Source organism: Bacillus sp. V2I10 (genome assembly GCF_030817055.1).
Lineage (GTDB): Bacteria > Bacillota > Bacilli > Bacillales > Bacillaceae > Bacillus_P.
This window is the reverse complement of record NZ_JAUSYV010000001.1, coordinates 3,087,908-3,114,595: the sequence shown is the minus strand read 5'-3', so window position 1 is coordinate 3,114,595 and position 26,688 is coordinate 3,087,908. Positions and strand designations below refer to the sequence as shown.

23 protein-coding genes, 2 pseudogenes and 1 other annotated feature are annotated in these 26,688 nt (G+C 35.4%); of the genes and pseudogenes, 19 read left to right on the top strand and 6 right to left on the bottom strand.

Annotation, left to right across the window (positions count from 1 at the left end; translation table 11 throughout):
- Positions 1-5: 5 nt before the first annotated feature.
- Positions 6-947, bottom strand: a complete 942-nt coding sequence (locus QFZ72_RS15735; RefSeq protein WP_307434968.1) for a DMT family transporter — start codon at positions 945-947, stop codon at positions 6-8.
- A gap of 90 nt (positions 948-1,037) precedes the next feature.
- Here QFZ72_RS15735 and QFZ72_RS15730 point away from each other — a divergent pair, with 90 nt between their 5' ends.
- From QFZ72_RS15730 to QFZ72_RS15695, 8 genes are all read left to right on the top strand, one after another.
- Positions 1,038-1,949, top strand: coding sequence for a LysR family transcriptional regulator (locus QFZ72_RS15730; RefSeq protein ID WP_307434965.1), 912 nt, complete (start codon positions 1,038-1,040; stop codon positions 1,947-1,949).
- 315 nt (positions 1,950-2,264) lie between these two features.
- Positions 2,265-2,488: a binding site (T-box leader), on the top strand.
- Between the two features lie 60 nt (positions 2,489-2,548).
- Positions 2,549-4,249 carry a 2-isopropylmalate synthase gene (locus QFZ72_RS15725; RefSeq protein WP_307434962.1) on the top strand — a complete coding sequence of 567 codons (1,701 nt, stop codon included), beginning with the start codon at positions 2,549-2,551 and terminating at the stop codon, positions 4,247-4,249.
- Positions 4,250-4,985: 736 nt separating this feature from the next.
- Positions 4,986-5,216, top strand: a complete 231-nt coding sequence (locus QFZ72_RS15720; RefSeq protein WP_307439803.1) for an NUDIX domain-containing protein — start codon at positions 4,986-4,988, stop codon at positions 5,214-5,216.
- Between the two features lie 794 nt (positions 5,217-6,010).
- Positions 6,011-6,805, top strand: a complete 795-nt coding sequence (locus QFZ72_RS15715) for a TerC family protein (protein WP_307434959.1) — start codon at positions 6,011-6,013, stop codon at positions 6,803-6,805.
- Positions 6,806-7,213: 408 nt separating this feature from the next.
- The gene (locus tag QFZ72_RS15710) at positions 7,214-8,308 is read left to right on the top strand and encodes a translocation protein TolB (RefSeq protein ID WP_373464589.1); all 1,095 of its coding nucleotides are present in this window, start codon (positions 7,214-7,216) and stop codon (positions 8,306-8,308) included.
- A 399-nt stretch (positions 8,309-8,707) separates the two neighbouring features.
- Entirely contained in the window at positions 8,708-8,974 is a 267-nt protein-coding gene (locus QFZ72_RS15705) for a hypothetical protein (protein ID WP_307434956.1), read from the top strand.
- A gap of 350 nt (positions 8,975-9,324) precedes the next feature.
- Positions 9,325-9,543: a hypothetical protein gene (locus QFZ72_RS15700; RefSeq protein ID WP_307434953.1), complete on the top strand. Its 219-nt coding sequence runs from the start codon at positions 9,325-9,327 to the stop codon at positions 9,541-9,543.
- Between the two features lie 330 nt (positions 9,544-9,873).
- The gene (locus QFZ72_RS15695) at positions 9,874-10,197 is read left to right on the top strand and encodes a DUF2834 domain-containing protein (RefSeq protein ID WP_307434950.1); all 324 of its coding nucleotides are present in this window, start codon (positions 9,874-9,876) and stop codon (positions 10,195-10,197) included.
- 263 nt (positions 10,198-10,460) lie between these two features.
- Here the strand turns inward: QFZ72_RS15695 and QFZ72_RS15690 are convergent, their stop codons facing one another.
- Positions 10,461-11,003, bottom strand: a complete 543-nt coding sequence (locus QFZ72_RS15690) for a DUF3995 domain-containing protein (protein WP_307439800.1) — start codon at positions 11,001-11,003, stop codon at positions 10,461-10,463.
- Between the two features lie 403 nt (positions 11,004-11,406).
- On the opposite strand from QFZ72_RS15690, the gene QFZ72_RS15685 reads away from it, so the two are divergent.
- The 3 genes and pseudogenes from QFZ72_RS15685 to QFZ72_RS15675 form a co-directional block, all read left to right on the top strand.
- Positions 11,407-12,780, top strand: coding sequence for a DUF5068 domain-containing protein (locus QFZ72_RS15685; RefSeq protein WP_307434947.1), 1,374 nt, complete (start codon positions 11,407-11,409; stop codon positions 12,778-12,780).
- Positions 12,781-12,878: 98 nt separating this feature from the next.
- Positions 12,879-13,067 (top strand): hypothetical protein, encoded by a 189-nt coding sequence (locus QFZ72_RS15680; RefSeq protein WP_307434944.1) that lies wholly within the window; start codon positions 12,879-12,881, stop codon positions 13,065-13,067.
- A gap of 475 nt (positions 13,068-13,542) precedes the next feature.
- Positions 13,543-14,046, top strand: a pseudogene (locus QFZ72_RS15675) (hypothetical protein); the annotation flags it as partial.
- A 125-nt stretch (positions 14,047-14,171) separates the two neighbouring features.
- On the opposite strand, the pseudogene QFZ72_RS15670 reads toward QFZ72_RS15675, so the two are convergent.
- A pseudogene (locus QFZ72_RS15670) lies at positions 14,172-14,366 on the bottom strand (NAD-dependent epimerase/dehydratase family protein); the annotation flags it as partial.
- A 529-nt stretch (positions 14,367-14,895) separates the two neighbouring features.
- On the opposite strand from QFZ72_RS15670, the gene QFZ72_RS15665 reads away from it, so the two are divergent.
- Together QFZ72_RS15665 and QFZ72_RS15660 are read left to right on the top strand one after the other, a co-directional pair.
- On the top strand, positions 14,896-15,168 hold the full coding sequence (locus QFZ72_RS15665) for a DUF2277 domain-containing protein (RefSeq protein WP_307434938.1): 273 nt from the start codon (positions 14,896-14,898) through the stop codon (positions 15,166-15,168).
- A 387-nt stretch (positions 15,169-15,555) separates the two neighbouring features.
- A complete protein-coding gene (locus QFZ72_RS15660) occupies positions 15,556-15,693 on the top strand; it encodes a Tle-like phospholipase domain-containing protein (protein WP_307434936.1) in 138 nt (45 codons plus the stop codon).
- A gap of 181 nt (positions 15,694-15,874) precedes the next feature.
- Here QFZ72_RS15660 and QFZ72_RS15655 read toward each other — a convergent pair whose 3' ends face one another.
- The 3 genes from QFZ72_RS15655 to QFZ72_RS15645 form a co-directional block, all read right to left on the bottom strand.
- Positions 15,875-16,336: a carboxymuconolactone decarboxylase family protein gene (locus tag QFZ72_RS15655; RefSeq protein WP_307434933.1), complete on the bottom strand. Its 462-nt coding sequence runs from the start codon at positions 16,334-16,336 to the stop codon at positions 15,875-15,877.
- A 109-nt stretch (positions 16,337-16,445) separates the two neighbouring features.
- Positions 16,446-17,312, bottom strand: coding sequence for an RNA polymerase sigma-70 factor (locus QFZ72_RS15650; RefSeq protein ID WP_307434930.1), 867 nt, complete (start codon positions 17,310-17,312; stop codon positions 16,446-16,448).
- Positions 17,313-17,424: 112 nt separating this feature from the next.
- Positions 17,425-17,790 (bottom strand): winged helix-turn-helix transcriptional regulator, encoded by a 366-nt coding sequence (locus tag QFZ72_RS15645; RefSeq protein ID WP_307434928.1) that lies wholly within the window; start codon positions 17,788-17,790, stop codon positions 17,425-17,427.
- Between the two features lie 235 nt (positions 17,791-18,025).
- On the opposite strand from QFZ72_RS15645, the gene QFZ72_RS15640 reads away from it, so the two are divergent.
- The 6 genes from QFZ72_RS15640 (at position 18,026) to QFZ72_RS15615 (ending at position 26,683) form a co-directional block, all read left to right on the top strand.
- Positions 18,026-18,565 carry an NAD(P)H-dependent oxidoreductase gene (locus tag QFZ72_RS15640; protein ID WP_307434925.1) on the top strand — a complete coding sequence of 180 codons (540 nt, stop codon included), beginning with the start codon at positions 18,026-18,028 and terminating at the stop codon, positions 18,563-18,565.
- A 1,075-nt stretch (positions 18,566-19,640) separates the two neighbouring features.
- Positions 19,641-20,978 carry a HAMP domain-containing sensor histidine kinase gene (locus tag QFZ72_RS15635; protein WP_307434922.1) on the top strand — a complete coding sequence of 446 codons (1,338 nt, stop codon included), beginning with the start codon at positions 19,641-19,643 and terminating at the stop codon, positions 20,976-20,978.
- Positions 20,959-21,567: a response regulator gene (locus QFZ72_RS15630; protein ID WP_307434920.1), complete on the top strand. Its 609-nt coding sequence runs from the start codon at positions 20,959-20,961 to the stop codon at positions 21,565-21,567. Before QFZ72_RS15635 ends, QFZ72_RS15630 begins: the two co-directional genes overlap by 20 nt.
- A gap of 490 nt (positions 21,568-22,057) precedes the next feature.
- Positions 22,058-23,326 (top strand): cation:dicarboxylate symporter family transporter, encoded by a 1,269-nt coding sequence (locus QFZ72_RS15625; protein ID WP_307434917.1) that lies wholly within the window; start codon positions 22,058-22,060, stop codon positions 23,324-23,326.
- 169 nt (positions 23,327-23,495) lie between these two features.
- Complete coding sequence (ggt, locus tag QFZ72_RS15620) at positions 23,496-25,577, top strand: gamma-glutamyltransferase (protein ID WP_307434915.1); 2,082 nt, start codon at positions 23,496-23,498, stop codon at positions 25,575-25,577.
- A 551-nt stretch (positions 25,578-26,128) separates the two neighbouring features.
- Positions 26,129-26,683, top strand: coding sequence for a TetR/AcrR family transcriptional regulator (locus tag QFZ72_RS15615; RefSeq protein ID WP_373464699.1), 555 nt, complete (start codon positions 26,129-26,131; stop codon positions 26,681-26,683).
- The last annotated feature ends 5 nt before the right edge of the window (positions 26,684-26,688 follow it).

Below are 26,688 nucleotides of genomic sequence, written 5' to 3'. Positions count from 1 at the left end.
AATGATTAGTTGAATTTTGACCTTAATCTATTAATACATTTTTCGCATGATACATCCCCTTTTTTATTTATTGTTGTAGTGCTTTTAAAATTGTACATGTTCATAAAGATACCAGCACATATTAGAAGTGCACCAATAATAATACCAATTGTTATGATCTCCCCAAGTTGTAGCCATCCAAATATAATACCTAGAATAGGAACAAACATTAATGCCATAGATGCTTTCGAAGCATCTATTTTTTTAAGTACCCAGAACCAAACTACAAATGTAAAGGCAGTTGAGAACAAACCATTAAATAATAGTGATAAAACTGCCTCATTAGACCACTCGATTGAATGGTTTGGTTCTAATATTAAAGAGAAAATGAATAAAAATATTGTTCCCATAATAAGTTGCCAAGCATTCATATGAATAATATCGATATTTTTGAACTTTAGTTTGCTAAAAACATTTGCTGATGCCCAACTAAGGGCTGAAATTAATACTAATAACTCTCCAAATACTGCTTTTGGATCAAAATTAATAATTTCTGTTCCTAAAATAAATAAAAGACCAACTAGACAAAATATCAATCCCACCATTTTATAAATAGTAACTTTCTCATTTAATTTAAAATGACTAATAATTGTAACAAATATAGGCATTGTGTACACTAAAACAGAAGTTTTTCCTGAATCAACAAATTGCATACCATAAGTCAATATTCCCATATAACCTAAAGCCATGAACAAGCTCATGATGAGATAGTTTTTATAATTCTCCTTACCTGCTTTAAGCCTTTTCCTTTGTATTATGAGAAGGATAAACAAAGGAATCGCTCCAATTAATAAACGTAAAGATGAAAATAAAATCGGGGGGATGTCACTAATTGCTATTTTCATCGTAACCCATGTATACCCCCAAACAAGAGTAACAGAGATGATTCCCAAGAAAACTTTAAACATAATTTAATCCCCTTTCTTCTAAAGTGATTTCATATTATGTTATATTTATTCATAACTCAAATACATTTATATTATAGGAGGTATAACCAATTGGTTATGAACATGAATAACCTAAAAATATTTATGAAAGTCGCCGAAAAAATGAATATTACAGAGGCTTCTAAAGATTTATTTATATCACAACCAGCAGTAAGTAAGGCGGTAAAAAATTTAGAAAAGTCCCTCAATATTAAATTATTCATTAGAGATAAACAAAAAGGATTAATGCTTACTGAAGTGGGAAAAGAAATTCTGATTTTGGGGAGACAAATGAAAGTTATTGAGAACAAAATATATCAAGTTGCTGATCGAGAAAATAAACTTCAAAGCGGCAAGATTAAAGTGGGTTCTTTTCCTGCTGTATCAACAAATATTTTACCAAACACCATCGCATTATTTAGGTCAAAATATCCACTTGTTACTATAGAATTAGTAGAAGGGACATCAAATCAAATAAAAGGATGGGTGGAGGATCGAACTGTTGATATAGGTATCGTTGCCTCTCCCTTTGATCCGTATGAATTTGAAATAATAAGCAATGATTATATGGTTGCAATAATTCCTGAAAATCATAGATTAAGTCAAGAAAAAAAGATTGATCTAAAAAAATATCAGAATGAAATTATTTTTTGTAAAGGTGGACATGAAATTGCAATATCAAAAATATTTCAAAAAAATAATATTGAGTTTAAAGAGAACCTAACAGTCCAAAATGCTCAAACTTTAATTAATATGGTCAAAAATAACTTAGGTATAGGCATTATTTCGAAATTTACACTTTCTTCTGTGTCTCATAATTTAATCATAAAAAACATTAATCCGAGGATAACCCGTGATATCGGTATAATAACACATTCATTTAATGAGGTAACACCTGCAACAAAAGAATTCATCAACACTATGATTCAATCTCATAATTCTGAGTCTTTTAAGGATCAAGAAGTTTCAGATATTGACAAATAAAGAGCTTAACCAGAAAATAAATTTATCTCACAATAGCCAAACTCCTATAAACGTTTGATTCTTTCTCGGGTACAAAGAAGAGAACCTAACCGTTAAAAGGTGTCGTTTTTTTATTATGAAGGCTTATTCAATAATGGCCCGATTTTTCCACAATCAGGGCCAGATTGTGGAAGATCGAATTAAAAGACTATATAAGTATATATGAAGAATGTTAATTATTACATTTAAATAAAACAGCAGTTAGTTAAATTAATTTTTAAATTTTGGGTTGACTATTCACTAAACAAATTATAAAATTACAAAAATCAGATAATTCAAAACACATTGATCGGGATTATTAAGGAATATTCGTCGTTTAGAGAGCTGTCGGTTGGTGAAAGACAGTCGATGACCTCCCCAACTCGCCCAGGAGTGGTAAGACTGATATGTAGGTCTTAACGGTTGACTGCCGTAATAAAGTCTTTAAGTGGGTTCGTTTAATTTTTAAAAAATGAATCAAAAAGAGTGGTACCACGTAGGCAAAGCCTGTCGTCTCTTATGAGATGATAGGCTTTTTTTATTTTAATTTAAAATAAATTAAGGAAAAGGTGGAAGTCAGAATGAAAAATATTGAAAATTATTCTAGAGGTTACTTTATGCCTCCAGTAAAAAGCTTGAAATGGACTGAGAAGGAGTATATTAAAGACGCTCCTACTTGGTGTAGTGTGGATCTTCGAGATGGAAATCAGGCTTTGGTCGTCCCTATGAGTCTGGAAGAAAAGTTAGAATATTTTCAATTGCTTTTGCAAGTGGGTTTTAAGGAAATAGAAGTGGGTTTTCCCGCTGCATCGGAAACAGAATATGCTTTTTTACGAACATTGATTGAACAAGATTTGATTCCGGATGATGTGACAATTCAAGTGTTAACACAGTCAAGAGAACACATTATAAGTAAAACATTTGAAGCGCTACAGGGTGTGAATAAAGCGGTGGTGCACCTTTACAATTCCACATCTGTGGCACAGCGTGAGCAAGTATTCAGGAAATCTAAAGAACAAATTATTGACATTGCTGTAACTGGTGCAAAAATGTTTAAGAAATATGCTGCTGAAACCGAAGGGAACTTCCAGTTTCAGTATTCCCCAGAAAGCTTCACAGGTACTGAAATGGAGTTCGCACTTGATATTTGCAATTCGGTACTTGACATATGGCAGCCTACAGCCGCTAACAAGGTTATTATCAACCTCCCAGCTACGGTATCAATGTCCATGCCTCACATTTACGCAAGTCAAATTGAGTATTTGAGTGAGCATCTTAACTTTCGGAACAATGTGATCCTTTCAATCCATCCACACAATGACAGAGGAACTGGGGTTGCAGACGCAGAGCTGGGAATGCTTGCAGGGGCGCAGAGAGTTGAAGGAACATTGTTTGGAAATGGAGAAAGGACAGGTAACGTAGACATTGTAACACTTGCATTAAACATGTTTTCACATGGGGTAGATGCAAAGCTAAATTTTGATAATATCCCTAAAATTATTTCCATGTATGAAAGATTGACAAAAATGACGGTTCACGAAAGACACCCATATGGAGGTGAACTCGTTTTTACTGCATTTTCAGGCTCCCATCAAGATGCCATTGCCAAAGGAATGAAATGGCGCAAAGAAAAAGAATGCCAGCATTGGGCCGTACCTTATCTATTGATTGATCCGCTGGATATTGGCAGAGAATATGAAGGAGATATTATTCGAATTAACAGCCAATCCGGTAAAGGCGGAATCAGTTATGTACTTCAGCAAAAATATGGACTTGACTTGCCTACCGAAATGTGTGAAAGATTTGGATATAGTGTTAAAAATGTTTCGGATCGTCAGCACATGGAGCTTATGCCGAATGAAATCTATGACATTTTCATCAATGAATATGTAAATATTAATACACCTGTTGAGTTTATCAATTACAATTTTACTCCAAATGAACATTACGAAACGATTGTATCGATCCGGATGAATAATGAAGAACATGAGTTTATCGGTATGGGAAATGGTAGACTAGATGCTATTAGCAACGTTCTTCAAAACCAATTGGGTATCCATTATACAGATTTAGTCTATAAGGAGCATGCGCTAGAAATAGGCTCAGGATCAAAAGCTGTATCTTATATAGGGATCACCACTTTAGATGGTACAGTATATTGGGGCTGTGGGATTGACGTAGATATTATGACCTCATCTGTAAAAGCTCTGTTTAGTGCTATTAACAACATGGTATCCAACTTACTTCCTGTTGAAAAAGAGTTTATCCCCTCAAAAAATTAACGAGAAATTGTTTGTATCTTTTAAGGCAACAATGTAGTTTAAAGCCTGATCCTCATTGTATCAACACAACTTGAACCATAAAAAAGCCGATAATACTAATTAAGTAGTATTATCGGCATTATAAAGGGATATTAGTGATTGTTTCTAGAGTAGAGTCGACATTTTAGTCATCGATGAATTAGGTAATTTTATTGCTTTGTTATACTTTCAATATATAAGTGGCCCGCGATTAATAAACTTGATGATATCTTGCTCTATCCCGAATTTCTAAAAAACCACTTAAAAAATTGCCATAAACAACTGAACATTTTATTTATCGGAGTTATATTGGGGTACTTTTCCTTAATAGTGATCTTCTACAATCGGGCGCTTTTCTTCGATAAGACAACATAAATGATCTTCAACAAACGGGGGCGATTGTTGAAGATCCTCACCCCAAATTATATCAGTGCTCTCTTACTGAGTTAGCAATTTCAGCTAATACTTCCTTTGAGACTGTTGTCACATCTTTACTAATGCTCAGAATGTATTGAAAGCCAAACTTTTCAAACACCAGAAGATTAAACTCATCTGTTCTTGTGGAATAAATAGCATTGCTACCATCCTTGTGTTTATCCTCAAATTTTATGCCGTAACTCGTCTAACTGTAATCATGTAATGATGATGCGGTTTATCCTCATTTATATATTCAATTTCAAACTGATCATTAATCAACAAATCTGCCAAAACTTAGGGGATACCTGAAGGCTTACTCGAACTAGGAGAAACTTTTGAAGAAGCTGTTTTAAGAGAAGTTCTTGAAAAATTAGGTCTGTCCCTGAATAAATTTGAGCTTTTTGGCATTTATTCAGGAGTAAAGGGATTTTCTAAATACTCTAATGGTGATCAAGTTTTCAGTGTTCAAATCATTTTTTATACAACAGATTATACTGGCATTTTAAAAACTACAATGAAAGTAAAGAATTAAGTTTTTTGCATCCCAAAAAGTATAAACCCTCACCAATCTCCATTTATTTTAGATTGGGAGAATGGCGTTCAAGCACCAATAATTAAGTAAAATCTTCTTTTTCTAACACCGCAGCCCTTGTATTTAATATTTTATTCCACAAACGGGGGCGTTTGTTTAAAAAAGGAGTTGTTTTTTAAACAGCTCCTCATTCCTATGGAGCTATTACGCAGTTTATACACCCTTATCCAATTTCTTTTTTTATTATTCGGGTTTTATTGACCCCTTAGACTTTGTAGTACCTATACGATAATTAAGAGGTAGATTTCTTGTTGAAACTAATGGGGTATTTAATAAGCCAAGTCCGGATTCAAGAACTTTTAATAATATTATTTATCTTCAACAATCGGGCGCCTTTTATTAATAAGAAGGCGTCTTAATGTATTCGGCCATTATGTGGAATAACAACTCAATAAGGAATTTGGATATTTATCTTAAATTAGAGAGGATTGGGAACAAATGTACTTAAGCTAACGTAAGCAAGTTAAATGAAGAAGGTATCAAAAGGTGACTGCATTTTAAAAAGATAATCAGCAGTTTGAAAATGGTATTTATAAAAGCATATTTTTTCTCTGAGCTTTTATTTTGTTAGTTTTTCAATACCTACATGAAAAAGTGCAATACCGAATAAAGGAAGAGAAAAAGCTATCAAAATTACTTAAGATATTTTATAGGATTACCTATGGCTTAATGGGAAATTCTAATGTTAGTGGAACTTTTAAATTGCATTTTAATTTTAGAAAGGGGAGAAGTTGATGGAGTCTCTATGGCTAGAGTATTCTTGGACATTGTTAATTCTAATCGGATTAGAAGGATTGTTATCGGCTGACAATGCTCTTGTACTAGCAGTTATAGCCAAGCATTTACCCGAAAATGAGAAAAGAAAAGCTATAAATTATGGTATCATTATGGCCTTCGTTTTTCGATTTATTGCTCTTTTTGCCATTTCTTTTATCGCAAACGTCTGGCAGATACAGGCGATAGGAGCAGCTTATCTTCTTTACTTAGGCATAAAGCATGTTATTCAGGCGCGTTTCGGGAAAAAGAATGAGGATATTCATAAGGACGATGAAAAGGAAGCCGCCGGAAAAGGTTTCTTGCCGACAGTAGGGAAGATTGCGCTGGCTGACCTCGCTTTTGCAGTTGATTCGATACTAGCTGCGGTTGCTCTTGCCCTTGGTCTTCCCGATTCACCGCTCGGCGATTTCGGCGGTATGGATGGAGGGCAGTTTATCGTTGTTCTTCTCGGCGGTATCGCTGGCCTTATCTTGATTAAGTTTGCAGCAACCTGGTTTGTTCAACTTCTTACAAAACGTCCAGCATTGGAAACAACAGCATATGCCATTGTTGCTTGGGTCGGTGTCAAACTTGCTGTCATTACCCTTGCCCATGAGGATATTGGGGTTTTAGATCATGATTTTCCCCACAGTCCAGCTTGGACTCTGATTTTCTATGGAATATTAGTCGGTATTGCCCTAGTTGGTTGGTTTGCACCGGAAAAAAAGGCATTTCAGATAAATCCTAAAGGGAATAAAAAAAGAGGACAGTGAGTGTAAGATTATCTAACCTTCCTCTCTCAGCAGGAGAATCAGTTTGGAATTTTATTTAATGAAACTGTACCAAATTTATTCAATAAGTTGTTTCTTCTGCAACTAAAGGTAGTCGTTAGTACAATAAGAAATACTAGTGAAATATTGATTTTTTTATATTAGGATCTTCCACAATCTGGCGCTATTGCGAAATAAGAGTAGGTTAGTTGAAGAAGAGTATCCTAATAAGAATCTTCATCAAATATCAGGACATCCTATTGGTAGGAGGGATGTTCTTGGGATATCGTATTTTATTACTGCTAATTTTCTTTGAGTTTTCACTTATCAATAATGGTAAGTGCAGAATCCCCACTCACTGCTGCATTTATCCGTGACCATCAGCTATGGATTAAAAAGGGAGAACAAGAAATGCAAATTACAAAGAATCGATATGTGTATTCTCCGAAATGGTCATATGACGGTCGTTTTATTGCTTATATTGATGGTGATGAACAAGGAGAAAAATCGGATTTATTCATATATGATACAAAGGAAAAAGAAAGCTACCAGCCTTATATAAGGGTAGTAACATCTGACTTTAAATGGTCACCGATCAAAAATCAATTAGCTTACACTGATCAAGGTTTATTAAACGTTACGAAAGTAATGAATGGTCGCCCACAGGGTTTTGAGAATGTCTCATTAGGGGTTAGTGGGTTTGAATGGTTTCCGAATGGGAAAGAATTTATCGTTTCCTCACAATCCAGTCTGCGTCCTACTGGATGGGGACCAATCCCACTTTATAAAATTCCAGTCAATGCTAATCTTGCAAAAGATAAAATGAAGCCATTTTATACGATTCAAACAAATGAAACTGATTTGTTTGCGATTTATGCTGACTATTTTAAGTGGAGTTACGATGGAAAATGGGTTAGTTTTATAGCTGTTCCTACAGCTTCCTGGTCTATGGATAGTAATACATTATCTGTTCTTTCAAATCAAGGAGAACAATTTCATGCAGTAGGAAAAATGCTAGGGTACGAAGACTGGATGAAGTGGGCTCCATCAGATAATCAGCTAGCATATATTTCAGGGGAAGGAAGATTTTTCGTTGAAAACAAGAAGACCACGATTGCCGACATGCCAACATCTATTCAACAAAAAGAATATACACCTAAAGGTTATGTAGACCTTGATTTAGAATGGTTCTCTTCAGACAAGGTTATTGTGGCGCGTGCAATAGAGAACAAGGAGTGGAAGGAAGGACCTGTTCCAACTATGTTAACAGCTCTATACGCTATTAATATAAGAACAGAAGACCAAAAACAAATATCCTTTCCTAAGAATAATGAAATTGATGAAGATCCTCAAGTTATTGGATCTTTTCTTACTTGGTTTCGCAAAAAGGCAAATGATTTTTACGGTGACGTATTGGTGAGGGATGGTTTAAGTGGTCAAGAGCATATATGGATTAAGAACGTTGATTCAGCTCCAATCTTTTTTACTTTGAATGGAAAGCCTTAAGAATGCAAATCCCTTCCCAAATTACGTTGAATAAACGAGATTTTGAAACAATACATTTAAACAAAAGAGGTTTTAGTTTAACAAGCTAAAGGCAGCAATCATAATCATATCTTAATCTTCCATAATCGGGCGCTATTATTGAAGATCATAGGTAGAAAATGATCAAACTTTTTTATAAAATTCAAACTTAAATCTACTGAAAAAGAATCCATTTTGATCAATCTTTTTTCAAAATGGATTCTTTAAAATATGGTTTGCGAGGTATTTTTAATCAAACTTTATTCAAGGCAACAACTGAATTTCTATTACGCAGTATGATTTTTTTAGCCATGGACATACTTATTGATGTTAGTTTTTAAGGCCTCATCTTAACTTTTAAAAAACGGAGGAATCAAATATATGCCTACTGAAATTGATCTTATAATGGAAAATGTTTGGCAAAATACTTGTGGATCATGGCAAAACTGTACGGAAACAACAATTAAGTCGTTCTTAGCACAATGCCAAGAAAATAATATAGACCCGCAATATTGTATGAGTTGGATCGAAGAACATAGATCACAAATTCCTGACTGGACTGCCGTTTCAAAAGTTTCGCTTGACTGGGTTAATCAGCATACTTCAACTGGTTCACCCATTTCATTTACTGAAAAGGATCTTCATTAATGAAAGGTCCTTTTTTAACTTTGATAATTTATAAAAAGTCTGCTCGTTTATAAAAAAGATTGATAATTTGTATTAAAGTTTGATCAAAATCCTGTATTGATTTATACAGGGTTTTTCTTTTTTGCTTTTGTTGATGTTGTAAAACTCATTCGTGTTACTCCAACTAAAGGGCCAGATTATGGAGCAAGGAATAAAGCTATTTTCTTGTAATAGAAGGTTAATTTTGAAAGGGGATAATGGTAAAATTAGTAAGAATATTTTTAGGAAGTTAATTAATTTATTGAAAGGGTTACTATATCTTGGAGGATGACATTTTAATTTTATTATGAAAAGCCTTAGGGGAGGGTGAAATGGAACCGAAAATAAATACTGATAATTTAGCATATTATTCCTGGCTGTCGCGTTGGCCGCAGTGGACTCGGTATGCAGCTGCTTTATGGTCATTGCTATACGGGTTACTCGTGCTGTACTGGTTATTAGGTGGCTACGGATTTCCTTTCGGTAAAAACGATACACGGGCAGAAATGATGGGATCATTTTTATCAAATTTTAATGTTGATGTCGGCTAATATCAAGATAACGGGGCTAAAGCTCAGTCCACAAATCATATTTATGCTGGTAAATGGCTCAATTACTCATGAAAATTGGGGGCAATTTGTTCCCTTTTTGTTCTGGTTGCCATGGGGAATATCTTTATGGATAGCAATTCTATCCTATTATTTAAAAAGGACCATATAATAGGATAGGGCGCATTTCTGTAGCAGGAAATGCGCTCTTCTTAATGAATTGGGCCAGATTGTTTAGTAAAGGAATCTTCAAAAATATATATATTTTGAACGATCTTAGAATTAGTTATGGTAATCTGATAGTAACTTTGTTAAAAAAGGGGAAATTATCCAATGAAAAAATTATATTTGATTTTAGGGCTAATTGGTACTGTATTTCCGTATTATTTTTTTATTCAGTTCCTCAGGGATAATGGACTTGATTTAGGTTTATTAATGGAATTATTATTTACTAACACGATATCGGCCTTTTTTGCAGTTGATTTTTTAATCTCATGTGTTGTTTTCTTGGTATTTATGTTCAATGAATCACGAAAGTATAACATTAAAGAAAAATGGATTTGTCTTTTATCTCTGTTTACAGTTGGATTATCTTTAGCTCTACCTTTATTTTTGTTTTTTAGACATTCTTATATTAATAGTAAAGATGAAGTATAAATTAGAAAATAAGCATGTTCCAGCTAAAATAAGTAAAATGTTTATTCAAGTATCGGGCGCTTTAATGGAGTAATGAAAAAGAACCCAATTTCTCTATTTTTTACAGAGAAATTGGGCTTTTTAGTATGAAATTTCCTTAATGTTGTATATCCGCATTTTCCTGACGCTGTCCCTTATCGAAGAAAAGCGCCTGATTGTTGAACAAAAAAGCTTATTTTTTTCTCCTTTCAATAAAATTCGTTATCGTAACTGCCATTACTTACTTAGTTGTCTATAGACATGGATTTATTAACTTCCTCACTCTGTACACGAGATCTTCTTTGATACTGCAGGACGGTAAGACCTAGCGAGATACCCCAAACTAAGAACAATGAATACCAAATGTAACCCCAAATTATAGGGTGTATCTCTGAATCTTGATAAGTAAACTGTGGGGAAGATGTCACGCGACCAATTTCTATAAAAAACCTTAAGTAAAAAAAACCGAGACCCCAAAACGTTAACCCGACTGATGTAATCCAACCGAGTATGAGTAGCATTAAACGAGGAAATCTTCGACCCCATGGTTGTATAAAAGAAAGTGCAAAGAGTGCTGCAAGAACCGCTAAGAAACCCATTATCCAAAATCCAATAGCTATTGACCAAACGTTATCAGGGAATGATTTATAATCGCCTGGGAAAGCTACAGATATTCCCATCCCCCACCAAAGATGGGGTGCGGCGTATAAGAGAGCCGAAATGCATGCCACATAACCCCAAGTTGTTGATTTCATTTTTACTAGTTGGGTCATCTTCTGTTGAAACATCAATAGATCCACTCCTTATATACCTTTTTATTCCATTTTATCATAGGCTGAGAAAGAAAATGAGTGATGTATATTATAATCATGTAAAGATTACATAATGATTCCCAACCGACCTATCACACGAACACCATTTGGCGCCAAGGAATTTCAAATTGTCACAATTTATAGTTATGCAGGATTTAATTTCATTGATAAATCAACGTTCACACGCTTAACTGCGCCTGATAGCTGAATAAAAAGTGAGGTTTTATGCAACGATTAAATGTTCTTGAAACCACTTTTCAAGTTTCTGGAATAACTTACAATTTCAAGAGGTACCCTTTAAATTACTTCCTTACTCCAGTATCAGGCCCTTTGACTGGAATAACATGATTGGGTTGTTTTAAAATGCAAAAAAAGTTTTTTGGAAATTACAATAAAAGGAAAAAGGAAAAATTTTGTAAATTTTAAGGGAATTTTGTCTGTATTCATTTATAATTATGAGGTATTACATAATAAAGAAGGTTGTGAAAACGTGGGGAAAACAAAAGTATTATCAGCAACAATCCTTTCTGCAGCAATACTATTATTAGCAGCTTGCGGAAATGAAGAAGAAGCTTCAGGATCAACAGAAAAAAAAGATTCTAAGCCAAAAACAGAGGAAACAACGAAAGCTGAAGAAACAACGAAAGCTGAAGGAACAGAAAATCCACCTTCTGAAAGCGCCGGAGAAGAATTGAACCCGAATATTGCAGAAGAATCTGAAGGTAATGTTGAAGTTATTTACACAAATAAAGAACCAAAATACACACATGATATGAATGGTTTTAAGGTTTCTGTTGATGAATACCAGATTGTTAAAGTAACAGATATGAACGAGTATTCTAAGATCCTATTTGACGATCAAATCGATGGATATGTGGTATCAACTAAAGTTACCATTGAAAATGGAACCGACAAACCTATGTATTATAATAATTATCACAGAATTCAACTAAGTAATGATTTAGATTTTATTCAGTCTGATTGGAAAAACTTTGTACCGGAAGATCAGCAAATTAACATAATCAAGAAGAATAAAGATGACTTCACTTTATTTGAAGCTGGTGAAAAGGTAACAGGTTTACAGACCTTCACTTTAACCAATGCTGAATTTGATAAACTAAAAACTGTTAAACCGAAATACATAATTGAAGGCGGGTTGGCAGATAACGACCAATATAAAAATAGTTTCCAACAGCAATCACCAGCTTATGATTTTATTTACAACGATGAACAAGCGAAGGAAACAGCAGGTCAACCTCAATTTTATCAGGATCGCTTGTCTACAGATAACTGGGCCGACAAGAAAATGATTTTTGAAAAATCCGGGATCAATGAAGTACAGCAGATTGGCGATGTGAAGGTAACCCTTGAAGGTGTGCAATACACTGATGTTATACCAACAGAAGCTAACAAAGAGATGTTCAATGATTTTGGGGATAGTGGAGTTGCGTCTTTGACGGTCAAATTAAAGATTGATAATCAATCGAGCTCACCTGTGAGCATTTCGAATCTTGGTACTATTCTTAATGTGGATGATAATCGGGCGAGAGTTTTAAGTCAGGGGATGGCTGAACCGAGTGATCCTCTAGAAATTGCAACTGGTCAACAAGGCGAGAAATTACACGTGTTCTTGTTCAGGAAAGATGAATTTCAGCTGTATAAGAAGTTTACTATGGAATTTGGACCGTTTATTGGTGAAGATGGGGAACCAGCGTTCAAAGGTAGAACAGCACCTTTTATTTTACCTAGATAAATAGAAAAAAGAGAAACCAGTGTCGGTTAAGACACTGGTTTTTTTAACTTAATTTATGAGGTCATAGTTTATAATGGTATGCGAGAGGTGAAGGTTGATTGCTGCATTTATATGATATTCCGGGTTTTATCATTCATCGGAAAAATGCAAAAATAACAAATTATTTTCAAAAAGAGTTAAAAAACTATGGTATTACTACAGAGCAATGTAATGTAATTTGTGCATTGGATAGTAAAAATAAAGGAATGACCCAAAAAGAGCTAGCAGAGTTCATTGATAAGGATTAAACTACGCTGGCTAGAATCATTAATGGTTGAAAAAAAGGGGAACCGTAAAAAGAAAAGAAAATGAAAGAGATAAACGATCTCATTTGCTTTTTCTAACACATAAGGGGCTCCCTCTACCCCTATAAAGCGTTCTTTTTTCATTGATAATTCCATTAAATCGACTCTTAAGTGTTGATTGACAATAAAGTAGTTTAAAAACGTGATATATTGTTAAAGATCTTATGGTATTAATTGGTAATATAGTCTAGGTTAAATATATGTATTTCGAACCTTTAAGAAAAAAATGAGTTCGGCTATATTTAAATGGTATGTAATTTATGAATAGGGAGTTGTTGAAGTGAAAACGATTTACAGTCTCATGATTGCTGTTTCTTTTAGCTTATTGGCGATTTTCTCCTTTTCTAATGTATCTTTTGCGGCTGAAAAAAAGATAAGTCAGTATGATTTAATTAATGGGAAACAGGTAAATGATTATACGATTGAATCTTTCCACTATTTAACTGTGGATGGAAAAGATGTGGATTCCCAGGTCAAAGTAAATAACACATCCAACAAAGACATAAAAGTAACCATGGTTTTGCCCAAACAGAATAAAAATGGCGATTGGTTAGCGTATGGATTTACGAGCAGGGAAACTTTGCAGGCATTTATCGAAAAAGATAAACAGAGACTTCAAAACAAAGTCGAGATCATGGGCAGCGGTCCTTGTTGTACCGATTTCTATGAGTATAAAAATAAAGGTGGGCAGTATATTTATTGGAGAGACGGGTTTACAAACTTGTCTTCCAGATGGAATGACAGAATTTCCTCCTTAAGTACGGCGTCACCTTCTTCAAGCTATTCGACGACGCTGTGGGAGCATACTTCATATCAAGGGTATGGCAGAGGAGTATTGTTTAGACATTCCGATTGGTATGGTAAAACTGCTAATATGGCTTCGGATTGGGACAACAAGGCCTCGGCGATCGAAATCAAATAATGGGAGATTGCCAATAACCAGGTGAAGGAGTTTCAAAATCACTATTCTCTCATCGATTTAGAAGGAATGGGAGAATAGTGATGTGATTTTGCTGATCAACATTGAACTCGGGTGGCATATGGTTAGCGGGTGTCATCTATATTGAGTAGATCCGCAGCCACATACCGGACACGGCCGACAGATTCTCCGCCTCGCCGCGATACGCCGATCACGTCCCAATCAGGGAGAGTAATTAGGTGATCAATGAGGTTGCGACCGATGACACCATTTGCGCCTACGACCAAGGCGACTTTGCGTGTTGATTGAGATTCATTTTTCATAGTGTTGCAGCTCCTTCTGTACTGTGCTTTGTTCACTGTTATTTTGCATCATGGAACCACACTTGAGAAGTACGCACTTTGAAGTGCCATAAGCACTTTTTTGTAATCCAGCAGTGCTCTTAAGACAAATATTTGGTGTTAATAACATCAAAAAATCCATCATTTAGAAATAATGCTAGTTTACTAAATTGTATATAATCCTATCTCTTCTCTTTTTCGTTCTTGCGCTAATGGGCACGTTAGTCAAATAACTTAGAAGTCATTTTTGCAGCTCTTTCGCATTTTTTTTCAATCTTCCGCAATCGGGCGCATTTCTGGAATAGGAAAAGCGTCTTTATTACTTTTCCCATGGGTTTTAAGACTATCAAACGAGGAGCATTTAAATTAACATCTTTGTTAGTAAATCCTTGTAGTGCAGGACACTTTTCTGCTTCTAAAAAAATTGGAGTTGCATTTTAAGTAGAAAAGGATAGTAAGTATCCCTTGTAGAATGGAATGTAGGATAAATGAAAACAATAAGGAGAAATTTATGTGCCGAAACATTAGAACATTATTTAATTTCGACCCACCAGCTACCGATGAAGAGATTCATGCAGCAGCTATTCAGTACGTCAGAAAGATAACGGGCTATAACAAGCCCTCAAAGGCGAACGAGGAGGCGTTTAATCGCGCAGTCAATGAAGTAGCAATGGTTTCTAGGAATCTATTGGACACTCTGGAAACCAGTGCAGAGCCTCGCAATCGTGAGGTCGAAGCTGAGCGTGCTCGTGCCAGAGCAGCTAAAAGGTTTGGTACAAGTTAGCGAGGAATAAAGAATAGAAAAGAGTTAAAGCAATTGTGTTAATCCTTTCCAATCATTGACATGAAAATTAGGAACTCTAAGTTTAAATGATGAAGTCATAAAAATGATTAAAACCCAAAATCACCAAGACGAAATCATCTCTTTTCCAACAGTTAATAATGAGTAATTTTAATTAAGCGTATGTGATAAGTTTTGCTACCATTCAGTGATGGATGAAAAAACCCCCGCTGAGTGAAGTCACACTTTATACAATGAGAATTAGAGGGGTAGAAAAATAAGCAATCTAATTAAACTTCGTGTATACCAACATCATCTTTTGTAATTTGAACATCAGTTACAACTAAATCAATTTCTTCTTCAACTAACATATATTCAATTGCAACATTAGTGGCCATTAAAAAATACCCTGATGCGAATATTTCTTTGACTGGCCATTCATTAGGCGATGCACTTGTTTCTTACTCCGCTGCAATGGGTAACGTGGAGGCAGTCACATTTAATTCGCCTAGTGTAGTGGGATTGTAAAAAAGTTCGATAATTTAAAATAAAGTTTGATAAAAACCCTGTATTAATTATAGGGTTTTTCTTTTGATCCATAAACTCCAGCTGTATTGTTCAATTAAAGGGCCATTATGTGGAATAAAAAGCTAAGTAAAGAAAATCCCTCGTATCCATTCTGAATACAAGGGATTTTATGTTGGCAAAATTACTTTTCTGTTGCAGGCTTGTAGTGTCCGGGTATGCTATTGGATGAAATGGCCAATCGGTTCCAGCCGTTGATCGTGATAATTATGGTAACGAGATCGATATATTGTTTTTCATCAAAATGAAGGCGGACCCGCTCATACAGATCATCTGGTACACCGTTTGCCGAAATAGTTGTGACTGCTTCCGTTAATTCTAGCGCTGCCCTTTCCGCCTCATGATAGAATGGTGACTCACGCCAAGCATTCAAACAGTAAATTCTTTGTTCGGTTTCACCATTTGCCCGGGCATCCTTTGTGTGCATATCCAAGCAGTACGCACAGCCATTGATTTGAGACGCACGAATTTTAATCAATTCGATTAATTTGTAATCAATTCCCGTTGTTTTCTTGTACTCCTCCAATTGACTCATTAATTTGACAACTTCCCAATTTGTCCGCATGTAGTTAATACGTTGCTCCATGTCTATCTCCTCCATTAAATCGTTTTAGGTTTCACTAATAAGACAAAACAGAGGATTGATTTGTGACATAAAAATAGAGAGCCCGCATTGAGCTCTCAGTATCTCCTTATTAAGGAACAGGAATATGATTTAATTTATCCGGATTTGAAACAATAAAGATTCTCCGGATATTTTTTTGTTTTGAATCTAATTCAAAGCAGATGACTTTGATAGGATACCCCTCTTTTACTTGCAAGATTCCTTTCTGACCATTGACTATCACAGGAAGAAGTTCTCCTATGAAACTTCCTTTAGCGGAAATTCCTTTAAGAAAGGCAGATACGCGCTGTTTGTTTACAATTGGATTTAATGCAGCAATCACTTTTCCTCCGCCGTCGGTAACAAGTACAACATCTTCTGTAAGAATATCAATAAATTCCTCAAAATTTCCGGTCATCGATGCTTTTATGAATGTTTTTGCCAGGAGATCAACACGTTCAGTATTCTCCAGATGGACAGGCATATCATTCTTTAATTTCCGCTTAGCACGGCTGTAGATTTTTCTGCAATTCACTTCAGTCTTTTCCAGTATCCCGGCAATGTCCCCATAGTCATAAGCAAATGCTTCTCTAAGAACGAACACTGCTCTTTCGACAGGTGACAGTTGATCCAGCAAAACGAGAAAGGCATAAGAAACTGTTTCGTCTGTTACAACCTTATCTAAAGGCTGCTCTGTTTGGTGTACCCGAGGTTCAGGCAACCAGGGCCCTGTGTAAATTTCTCTTCTCTTACGGGCTGATTTTAAAAAGTTTAGACAGCGATTTGTCGTTACTTTCACAAGATATGCCTTCAAGTCCTTAATTTGATCGGTGTCAAGCTTAAGCTGCAGGAATAAATCATGAACGATATCTTCTGCGTCGGTAACTGATCCGAGCATCCGGTACGCAATGGAAAAAAGAAACGGTTGATATGTCTTATATAATGTATCCAACTCCATCACTTGCTTCACCTATTTTCTATTACATTTATCCTCTAGTTTATACGATTCATAGATTGAGGACCATGTCTAAATATTAAAAAATAGCATGGATAAAAATTCATTTCCCTTATCAAAGGGTGTTTGCGTCGTCCCCATTAGCATTCTTCATAAATTCGATATGCTTAAATCCCCACCCGCACATGTCGGTCAAAACCGAACTTAACGTTCTTCCATGATCGGACAAAAAATATTCAACTTTGGGCGGAATCTCTTGATACACTCGGCGTACGATGAGTCCGTCCCGTTCCATCTCACGAAGCTGATTGGTAAGCATTCCTTGCGTAACATTCGGAAGTAGACGTCTCAATTCCCCGAACCGCTTTGTGCCTTGATGCAGTAAAATAAACAAAATGAGTGGCTTCCATTTTCCTCCGATCACATGCAGAGTGGCCAATATCCCCTGTGTCTTATTAGAATCGCGAATTTCCTCTCGCATGTTACCATCTCCCAATCACATGATCTTTACCTTCTTAGTTGTAATTTTATCAAAGTATTCAGAATGAAAACAGTACGATGATTTTTCATACTGAGTACGGTTTACCGTACTAACGTCTATGGTACGTTTCACAGGACCTAGTCTGAAAAAAAAGCGTACTTTGCAAAAGTGAAATTTCGTACAATAATGGGGGTGTAGATCGCGATACTATAAAAAATAAGAAAGGATGTTCGTTATGAAAATTATGGTTATCACTGCACATCCCAATCTAAATAATTCCCGGGCCAATCAGGCGTTGGCACGAAAGCTGAAAGATCACACTGACATCTATTTTCGTGACCTCTATCAGGAATACCCCCATTGGAATATCGATGTGGAGAGGGAACAACAATTACTGCTTCAATATGACCGGATTGTGTTTCAGTTCCCCTTTTATTGGTATAGTTGCCCACCTCTTTTAAAAAAGTGGTTTGATGATGTATTGACGTTTGGCTGGGCTTTTGGATCCGGAGGCGATAATTTGAAAGGCAAAGAGTTCATGGTAGCAACCACGACAGGCGGTACGGAAAGGCAATACCGTTCGGGGGGTTACAACTGGTTCACAATCAGCGAATTATTAAGACCGATACAAAGTACCCTCACCAGATGCAACGGCATCTATCTTCCCGCATTCGTCACCTATAATGCGAACGAAGGCACGGATGAATATCTCGAGCAAGAGGCTAAAAAGTATGCGGAACATATCCAAACTTCCATGCGTGTGCTTGTCCATTAAATTTCCATGCGCCGAATAACGCGGATGATTAGTTGTCGCCTAAAAGAGAATGAGCGTTCTGTATAAAAAGTTCTTTTCTTTGCAAAAAAGTTCTTTACTGGAACAGGCTATTGTTCTTCAACAAACAGGCGCTTTTCTGGAGTAAGATAATTATTTATGGGCTGAACGGTAAAAAACGATCAGTCTATTTTTATCAATAGGGTACACTCTATTGATATATAATTAGATTAATAGACTGTATACTTGATTAGAAATAAGATGAACCGAGATGACAATTGCGAGAGGAAGAGAATTGCTTACAACAGAACAAAGAGAGGTTCTGATGCAGCTACCTCTTCCTTTTGTTAACCTTAATGTTAATATTAGTATTATTTAATTATTAAAGAATGGGATTGCCTCAACACTAATTTTCATCAAAAATACATGTACATAAAATATCTAATCTGACAAAGATAATAAATATTCCCCCTTTTAAAAAGTATCTGCTTTCACCAAAGAGTGAAGGGAATTTATCAACACGTAACTAATTTCCCTTCCAACAAAGATTTAACCCGCATGGAGGGATAGCCACTAGACTAATGAAGAACATTCAACCATGTTCGACAGTTGAAGAATGTAGGAGGATTAGTTGAAAAGGATTATTAGTCTTAATTATAAAAAAACCTGCGAAAATTATATCTATGACAACTAAACATAGTGATATCAATAGTGATATTATTTTAATTGGACATTTGAATACTCAAATAGGGGAAGTTGTGGTAGGAAAATAAGTATAGCTTGATTGTACTTTTTAGCCTTGAGTATTATTCTAGATTGGCAATTCAAAAAGCACAGAATGATATAACGAGGTAATTAACAATTTCCTAATTTTATTTCTTAGGTGATGACAGCTTTGTTGTTGTACCTTTCATCGTTACAACAGTTCTGGTACAAAAATTCTATCAAACTAGGGAATTTTTATACTATTCATATTTATTAATGAATAAGACGCAGGTAATGGAGAGTACGAATCATCTGAGTTATTTATTAGTAACAAAACCCAACCGTCTTATTCGGAATTTTAAAAGGAGAAGGTATGAGCAAAGTACTTAATACAGGAGTAATTTGGCTAGGGATAGCTTTAATGTCTTTAAGTATCTCTATGTCACAATGGTTTAATTCGGAAAAGATAGGTTTAGGTACATTAATCAAGAATATGGAACAGAACCCGAGTGGGGACTCGCTACTAATCATTGCTTTTTTACTAGTTACGCTTAATACAATCCGTGCCCTTCCCTTTTATTTAGGCGCCTTTTTGGTAGGGGATCAGATAGGAGAGCGATTGCAGCAAAATTGGCCCAAAATAGCTATTCCTCTCATCCTCATTCCGCTTAGGTACATTATCATCAATGTATCGTATGAAACAAAATTTCATTTTGGCTCTCCAGCCCTCATTTTGCTCTTTTCCATTTTCTTACTGCAAAGGTTGGGAAAAGGAAGGTTGAATCTACTTATGAAATCGATTATTCTGGCTCAAGTTCTTTTTGGGTTGCAATGGTTAGATGAGGTGCCTTTTCTTACGGCCTATGGATTTGGTCATGGAGCCATTTCAACGCAAGTTAAGCAATGGGCGGTTCAAATTGGATTTGTCCAATCCCTTTCGTTATATGGTTTGGTTTTATGTTCCATATTTCTAATTAACTCCGTCATCCTGACTAACTATCTGGTTAAGTGGAGAATTAGTCAAGACCTTCATCTTGTAAAATTAAAAGCACTTGAAGCTCGTTCAGACAGAGAAGTGTTGAATCTGGTTCATGATCTAAAAACTCCACTAACCTCCATTGAGGGACTAATATCCCTAATTGAGATCCGTATTCAAGATGGAAAAACTAAGGAATATTGCCAGAAAATTTCGATATCCATTCGCGCCATGAATGAAATGATTTCCGAAATTTTGTATGAATCTCGAAAAAGGTGGTGTTCTTTAAAAGAGTTGATTGATTATGTTCATGCCAGTCGTTTGAGCAGTACTAACACTAAGGTGAATTTTGAATTGCCTGATAAATATGAAAACATCCAACTTAGAATTAATAAAATACGGATGACACGTGCAATGGTCAATTTGATTAATAATGCTTTTGATGCTATTGAAGGGCAAGCTGAAGGAAAAGTGACCATACAGGCCAAGGTTTATGACAAGCAGGTTTGGTTTGGCGTATCGGATAACGGGATAGGAATGACGGAAGAGGAAAAAGAGAAGGTTTGGAAAGCAGGGTACAGTACAAAACAGCATCCCGGTATTGGGTTATCTTTTGTTCAACAAGTAGCAGAAGGACATGAGGGAACTGTTTTTATTGAGAGTAAAATTGGGAAAGGAACCACTGTTTGGATTCGTTTAGTAGGAGGGAATAATAATGAAAGTGTTAATTATTGATGATGATGAATCCGTTCGCTATATGCTGAATGAGATTTGTGATTTTGCAGGATGGAAGGCAATAGTCTGTAGCAATGGAAAAGAAGGTGTATCCCAATTATTAGAAAACGAAGTGGACGTCGTTCTCGTAGATTTTCATATGCCTGAGATGGATGGTCTGAAAACGGTGGATGAGATCCGCAAGTTCAATGAAGAAGTTCCTATTCTCGTTTTAACAGTGGATGAACGACAGGAGATTGCTGATTGCTTTCTAAATAAAGGAGCAACGGATTTTGCACTAAAACCGATAAAAGCGCCTGACCTAATTTCTCGGATTCAATTACATAGACGTCTTTTTGAAGCAACAATGAAGAAAAAAGATGATGTTTTTGTAACAAAAGGAATTAGTCAAACGACCCTAACCCATGTTTCAGTTTTTTTACAATCGTCTAGTTACCCATGCGCAATAGCTGAAATTACGAAGGAAGTAGGTTTAGCTTATCCCACCGTTTACCGATGCTTAGTTCATCTAATACAACAAGAAAAAATTCGTTCAATTGTGAGTTATCAAAAGATAGGTAGACCTAAAAATCTCTATCAGTGGATATAACCTACTGTTTAAAGCATAAGTTTTGGCTCTGAAACCGTATTTGAGGTGAAAGAGCCAAAACTTAAGCTTTTTCTTTTTTTCTTTTTTTTCTATTTTTTACAAAAAAAAGAGTTGATATAATTTTTTTAGTTAGAAAATTCAATTATTAAAAAAGGTACAGACAACTAATCAAATTTTCCAAAAATAAAAATGAAAGGGGTTTCACGGATAGATTCGGACTAAACAAATTTTTATTGGGTTTATTTATGGTAGGAGCCGTTTTTAAAAAAGTCTTTTAATTCAATAATTCAATTATATGAAAGAGGGATTACTCCTAATGTTGATACAATTATTCTCTTAATGAACTTAGCTACTTTTAAGGCGACTTTTTTTCTTTTTTTTCTTGGTTGTGTGTGTAAGAAAGTCAGACACAATTATTTAATGAAAATAAATTAATGATTATGATAGTAAACAAGTTTTATAAAAAACTTGTTTAAAGAAGGGAGCATATATGAAAAGAATCGGACTTGCATGGCAAATTTGTATTGGTCTAATTTTAGGGATTATCGTAGGAGCAATTTTCTTTGAAAATCCAAAAGTAACAGAGTTTCTTCAACCAATTGGTGACATTTTCATTCACTTAATTAAAATGATAGTTGTTCCAATAGTTGTATCGAGTATTGTTGTAGGTGTAGCTGGTGTTGGTGATATTAAAAAACTTGGAAAGTTAGGCGGTAAAACGATTCTATATTTTGAAATTGTGACAACAATTGCTATTGTTGTCGGATTATTAGCTGCAAATTTATTTCAGCCAGGTGCTGGTGTAGATAAATCTGCTCTTGAAAAGTCTGATATCAGTAGTTATGTCAGCACGACAGAGGCAACGCAACATAGTGGTTTTGCTGAAACATTTGTACACATTGTTCCAACTAACGTTTTTCAGTCAATGGTACAAGGTGATATGTTAGCAATCATTTTCTTCTCCGTTTTATTTGGATTAGGTGTTGCAGCAATTGGTGAAAAAGGAAAACCAGTGTTAGTGTTTTTCCAAGGTACAGCAGAAGCGATGTTTGCAGTTACAAACATGATTATGAAGTTTGCACCATTTGGCGTATTTGCATTAATTGGTATTACCGTATCAAAATTCGGTGTTCAGTCATTAATTCCGTTAAGTAAACTTATTCTTGTAGCATATGGAACGATGACTTTCTTTGTCATTGTAATACTTGGATTAATAGCAAAATGGGCAGGTATTAATATTTTTCATTTCCTCAAAGTATTGAAAGATGAATTACTTCTAGCATTTTCAACAGCAAGCTCTGAGACAGTATTACCTAGAATTATGGATAAGGTGGAAAAAATGGGATGTCCAAAAGCAGTTACATCATTTGTAATTCCTACGGGTTATTCATTTAACTTAGATGGTTCAACATTATATCAAGCATTGGCTGCGATTTTTATTGCTCAAATGTATGGAATTGAAATGTCAATTGTACAGCAATTATCATTAATGCTTATTTTAATGGTCACGTCAAAAGGAATTGCTGGTGTTCCAGGTGTATCATTCGTTGTATTATTAGCTACGCTCGGATCAGTAGGTCTACCAGTTGAGGGATTAGCGTTTATTGCAGGAATTGATCGTTTATTAGACATGGGTCGTACAGCCGTTAACGTAGTTGGTAACTCACTTGCAGCAGTTGTCATATCAAAATGGGAAGGTCAGTTTAATGTAAAAGGGAAAGTAGACTACATAAACAAAATAACTAATAAAATATCATGATATATTGACTTTTTATAATTAGCTGAAACCAAATAGACGACTCGAAAAAAAGGTTCATAATTTCTTTCTCTAGGATCATAAGAGGGAAAAACAACGAAAATCTTAAAATCGTATAGTTTACTAGTGAAGCTATATAATTTAACAAAATTTTTCAAAAGGAGAACTATCTATGAAATATCTAAAGAGATTTATTTTAGTTACTTTTAGTTTTTTTTGTATGATTACACCCGCTCTTGCAAGTGTTCCTGGAGTGGATGATTCAATGAAAAAAGGAGAAACAAAAGGAATAGTATCAGCTTCCCACCCATTAGCTGCTGAGGCGGGGAAAAAAATATTAGAACAAGGTGGAAATGCAGTCGATGCAGCAGCAGCTATTCAATTGTCGTTAAACGTTGTTGAACCAATGATGTCCGGAATTGGTGGCGGTGGTTTTATGATGATTTACCTCAAAGATGAAAATAAAATAACAATGATTGATAGTCGTGAAATAGCTCCGAAGAACGTAACATCCGGACTTTTTTTAGATGAAAAAGGAAAACCAGTTCCTTTTAATGAACGTCATACTACTGGAAAAGCAGTGGCTGTTCCAGGAACGATAAAGGGAGTTGAAACAGCTCTTGATAAATATGGAACAATGAAATTATCTCAAGTTATTGATCCAGCCGTTGAGCAAGCTGAAAAAGGAGTTAAAGTCAACTGGTCGATGGCTCAATATATCGATGAAAATGAAAAAAAACTTCAAAAATACCAAACAGCAGCGAACGTATTTGTTCCAAATGGTAAACCCTTAAAAGAGGGAGATACCATCGTTCAACCGAATCTAGCAAAGACGCTTAAGTTAATTCAACAACAAGGGTCTAAAATATTTTATACAGGTGAAATTGGTGAAGCACTTGTAAAGGAAGTGCAAAAACGTGGTGGAACGATGACAACGGAAGATCTAAAAAACTATGCGGTGAAAGAAAGAGAACCTGTTAAATCGAATTATCGAGGCTTTGAAGTTGTAAGTGCAGCTCCACCAAGTTCAGGTGGTTTGACTGTTCAAGAAATTTTAAAATTAATAGAAGGTTACGATGTACAAAAGATGGGAGTGAACTCACCAGAGTATCTTCATCATCTAACAGAAGCAATGCATTTGGCTTATGCCGATCGAGCAGCTTATATGGCAGATGAAGACTTTTATGATGTACCGACAAAGGGACTTTTAGATGAAGAATATATAAAAGAAAGAAGAAAGCTTATTAATCCATATAAGGCTACTGCCGATGTTAAAGAAGGCGACCCATGGAAGTATGAAGGCAAGGAATCTTCTGCTCAAGTGACAGTAAAAGAAGATAATCCTATTGGACAAACAACTCACTTCTCTGTCATGGATAAGTGGGGAAATATGGTTTCTTATACAACAACGATTGAACAGGTGTTTGGATCTGGTATTATGGTTCCAGACTACGGGTTTATGTTAAACAATGAAATGACAGACTTTGACGCGACTCCAGGTGGCGTTAACCAAGTAGAGCCAGGAAAACGACCAAGAAGCAGTATGTCACCCACCCTTCTATTAAAGGACGGACAGCCGTTTATGGCTCTTGGTTCCCCAGGGGGACCAACGATTATCGCATCAGTCGCAGAAACAATTATAAACGTTATTGATCATCAAATGCCAATTCAAGAAGCTATTTTGACCCCTCGTATTTATTCCGGAGGCTATCCGACTGTTAGGTGGGAACCAGGAATTAGTCAAAATACAAGATTAGAATTAATGGCAAAAGGACATGTATTTGAAGAAAAGCCACAACATATTGGAAACGTTCAGGCAGTTGTCTTTGATTATGAAAATGGCAAAATGTACGGAGGAGCCGATAACACAAGAGAGGGAACGGTTCTTGGTGTAGATGCAATATCATATATGTCCAAAGAGCCAGAAGAAATAAAAGAAGAGAAAAAGGGACCGTTTACCTTAAAAGTAAATGGTGCAGTTTATCCATATACATCTGGCCAAATGAAGATAATAGACGGAAAACCTTATATTCAATCGGATAAATTGCTACTCGGTTTAGGTGTTATCGAATCAACGGATTTAATGATATACCAATCGGATAAAAAATCGTATTTACCTGTTATAAAAGTCGCAAAGTCATTAGGATATAAAGTGAACTGGAATGAAAAAGAGAAAGTGGTACTGCTAGAAAGAGATTTATCTAATTCTGACAGTCCGCATGATGATGAAGATGGCGATATTATTACAAACTAACTTTGTATAATAAATTTAAAGGTTGTCCTATATCTACCAAGCTAAAATAGATTCAAAGCATGGGTTTTGAATGAAAAGCCTGTCAAACTTAGACATAATATAAAAAAGAGTTCTGGTGCCAAAAAATAGCTACCTTTAAATTAATCTCTAAATCTTGGACACACTGATGCTCGAATCTAGAGGACGGTATTCAGTATGGAAAAGCAACATTTATAGGTTCTATTTTTTTATCAAATTATTTTCTCGCCAGAACCATTTTTCTCTTTTCTGTTTGTAAGACAGTCTGCCAAATTAATAAGCAAGAATTAATTGATATGATAATACACATGTTTTACCAAAATGTTTGGCGAAAAGCCATGCAGAATCGTCGAGTTGAAACTGTTTGAAAAAAACAGTTTCTTTTTTTATGCTCAAACCTTTAAAAATTGCCTTTTTCAATTTTTAGAAAGTAATTGTTGTAATTTTTAGAATATTATATATAATAAAGTTGAGAGGTGATTCAGGTGTCAATTAAAAATTTGGATGAGGAAAAAGTACTAACACAAAGAGGAATGGAAACACGTGAAAAGCTATTAAGGGCAGCTGAGGTGGTTTTTGGCCAGAAAGGATATTTTGAAACTTCCATCGTCAACATTTCACAAGAAGCGAAGGTTGCCCAAGGAACGTTTTATAATTATTTTCCATCAAAGAAAGATATTTTCGATGAGTTAATCCGAAATTACAGCAGGGATTTACGCATCGCGATTAAAGAAGGAATGGCAGGCAGTTCTTCCTTTGAGGAAGCACAGAGGAATGGCTTTTTTGCATTTTTCAGCTGGGTCAAAAATCATCCTAATTTATACAGTATCGTCCAGCAGGCTATTGTGGTAGATCAAGAGCTTTTCAGGTGGTATTACGGAAAGCTTGCAAATGGATTTTTAAAAAGCTTGTCTCAAGGTGTTGAGGCTGGTGAATTTAAAGCCCTGGATCAAGAGACAGTTGCTTATTGTTTAATGTCGATTGGACAGTTCTTGGGAATGAGATGGGTGTATTGGGAAAAAAAGGATGTTCCTGCAGAGGCGTTTGATTCTGCGATGACGCTCATATTTCAGGGGCTAAATAAGTAAAGGGG

Excerpts from the sequence above, each read along its gene's own strand:
- ggt (WP_307434915.1), top strand. The coding sequence starts at position 23,496 with ATGAAATATCTAAAGAGATTTATTTTAGTTACTTTTAGTTTTTTTTGT.
- QFZ72_RS15715 (WP_307434959.1), top strand. The coding sequence starts at position 6,011 with ATGGAGTCTCTATGGCTAGAGTATTCTTGGACATTGTTAATTCTAATC.
- QFZ72_RS15710 (WP_373464589.1), top strand. The coding sequence starts at position 7,214 with ATGCAAATTACAAAGAATCGATATGTGTATTCTCCGAAATGGTCATAT.
- QFZ72_RS15665 (WP_307434938.1), top strand. The coding sequence starts at position 14,896 with ATGTGCCGAAACATTAGAACATTATTTAATTTCGACCCACCAGCTACC.
- QFZ72_RS15705 (WP_307434956.1), top strand. The coding sequence starts at position 8,708 with ATGCCTACTGAAATTGATCTTATAATGGAAAATGTTTGGCAAAATACT.
- QFZ72_RS15690 (WP_307439800.1), bottom strand. The coding sequence starts at position 11,003 with ATGTTTCAACAGAAGATGACCCAACTAGTAAAAATGAAATCAACAACT.
- QFZ72_RS15650 (WP_307434930.1), bottom strand. The coding sequence starts at position 17,312 with ATGGAGTTGGATACATTATATAAGACATATCAACCGTTTCTTTTTTCC.
- QFZ72_RS15655 (WP_307434933.1), bottom strand. The coding sequence starts at position 16,336 with ATGGAGCAACGTATTAACTACATGCGGACAAATTGGGAAGTTGTCAAA.
- QFZ72_RS15625 (WP_307434917.1), top strand. The coding sequence starts at position 22,058 with ATGAAAAGAATCGGACTTGCATGGCAAATTTGTATTGGTCTAATTTTA.
- QFZ72_RS15695 (WP_307434950.1), top strand. The coding sequence starts at position 9,874 with ATGAAAAAATTATATTTGATTTTAGGGCTAATTGGTACTGTATTTCCG.
- QFZ72_RS15725 (WP_307434962.1), top strand. The coding sequence starts at position 2,549 with ATGAAAAATATTGAAAATTATTCTAGAGGTTACTTTATGCCTCCAGTA.
- QFZ72_RS15645 (WP_307434928.1), bottom strand. The coding sequence starts at position 17,790 with ATGCGAGAGGAAATTCGCGATTCTAATAAGACACAGGGGATATTGGCC.
- QFZ72_RS15630 (WP_307434920.1), top strand. The coding sequence starts at position 20,959 with ATGAAAGTGTTAATTATTGATGATGATGAATCCGTTCGCTATATGCTG.
- QFZ72_RS15635 (WP_307434922.1), top strand. The coding sequence starts at position 19,641 with ATGAGCAAAGTACTTAATACAGGAGTAATTTGGCTAGGGATAGCTTTA.
- QFZ72_RS15640 (WP_307434925.1), top strand. The coding sequence starts at position 18,026 with ATGAAAATTATGGTTATCACTGCACATCCCAATCTAAATAATTCCCGG.
- QFZ72_RS15700 (WP_307434953.1), top strand. The coding sequence starts at position 9,325 with ATGGAACCGAAAATAAATACTGATAATTTAGCATATTATTCCTGGCTG.
- QFZ72_RS15735 (WP_307434968.1), bottom strand. The coding sequence starts at position 947 with ATGTTTAAAGTTTTCTTGGGAATCATCTCTGTTACTCTTGTTTGGGGG.
- QFZ72_RS15615 (WP_373464699.1), top strand. The coding sequence starts at position 26,129 with ATGGAAACACGTGAAAAGCTATTAAGGGCAGCTGAGGTGGTTTTTGGC.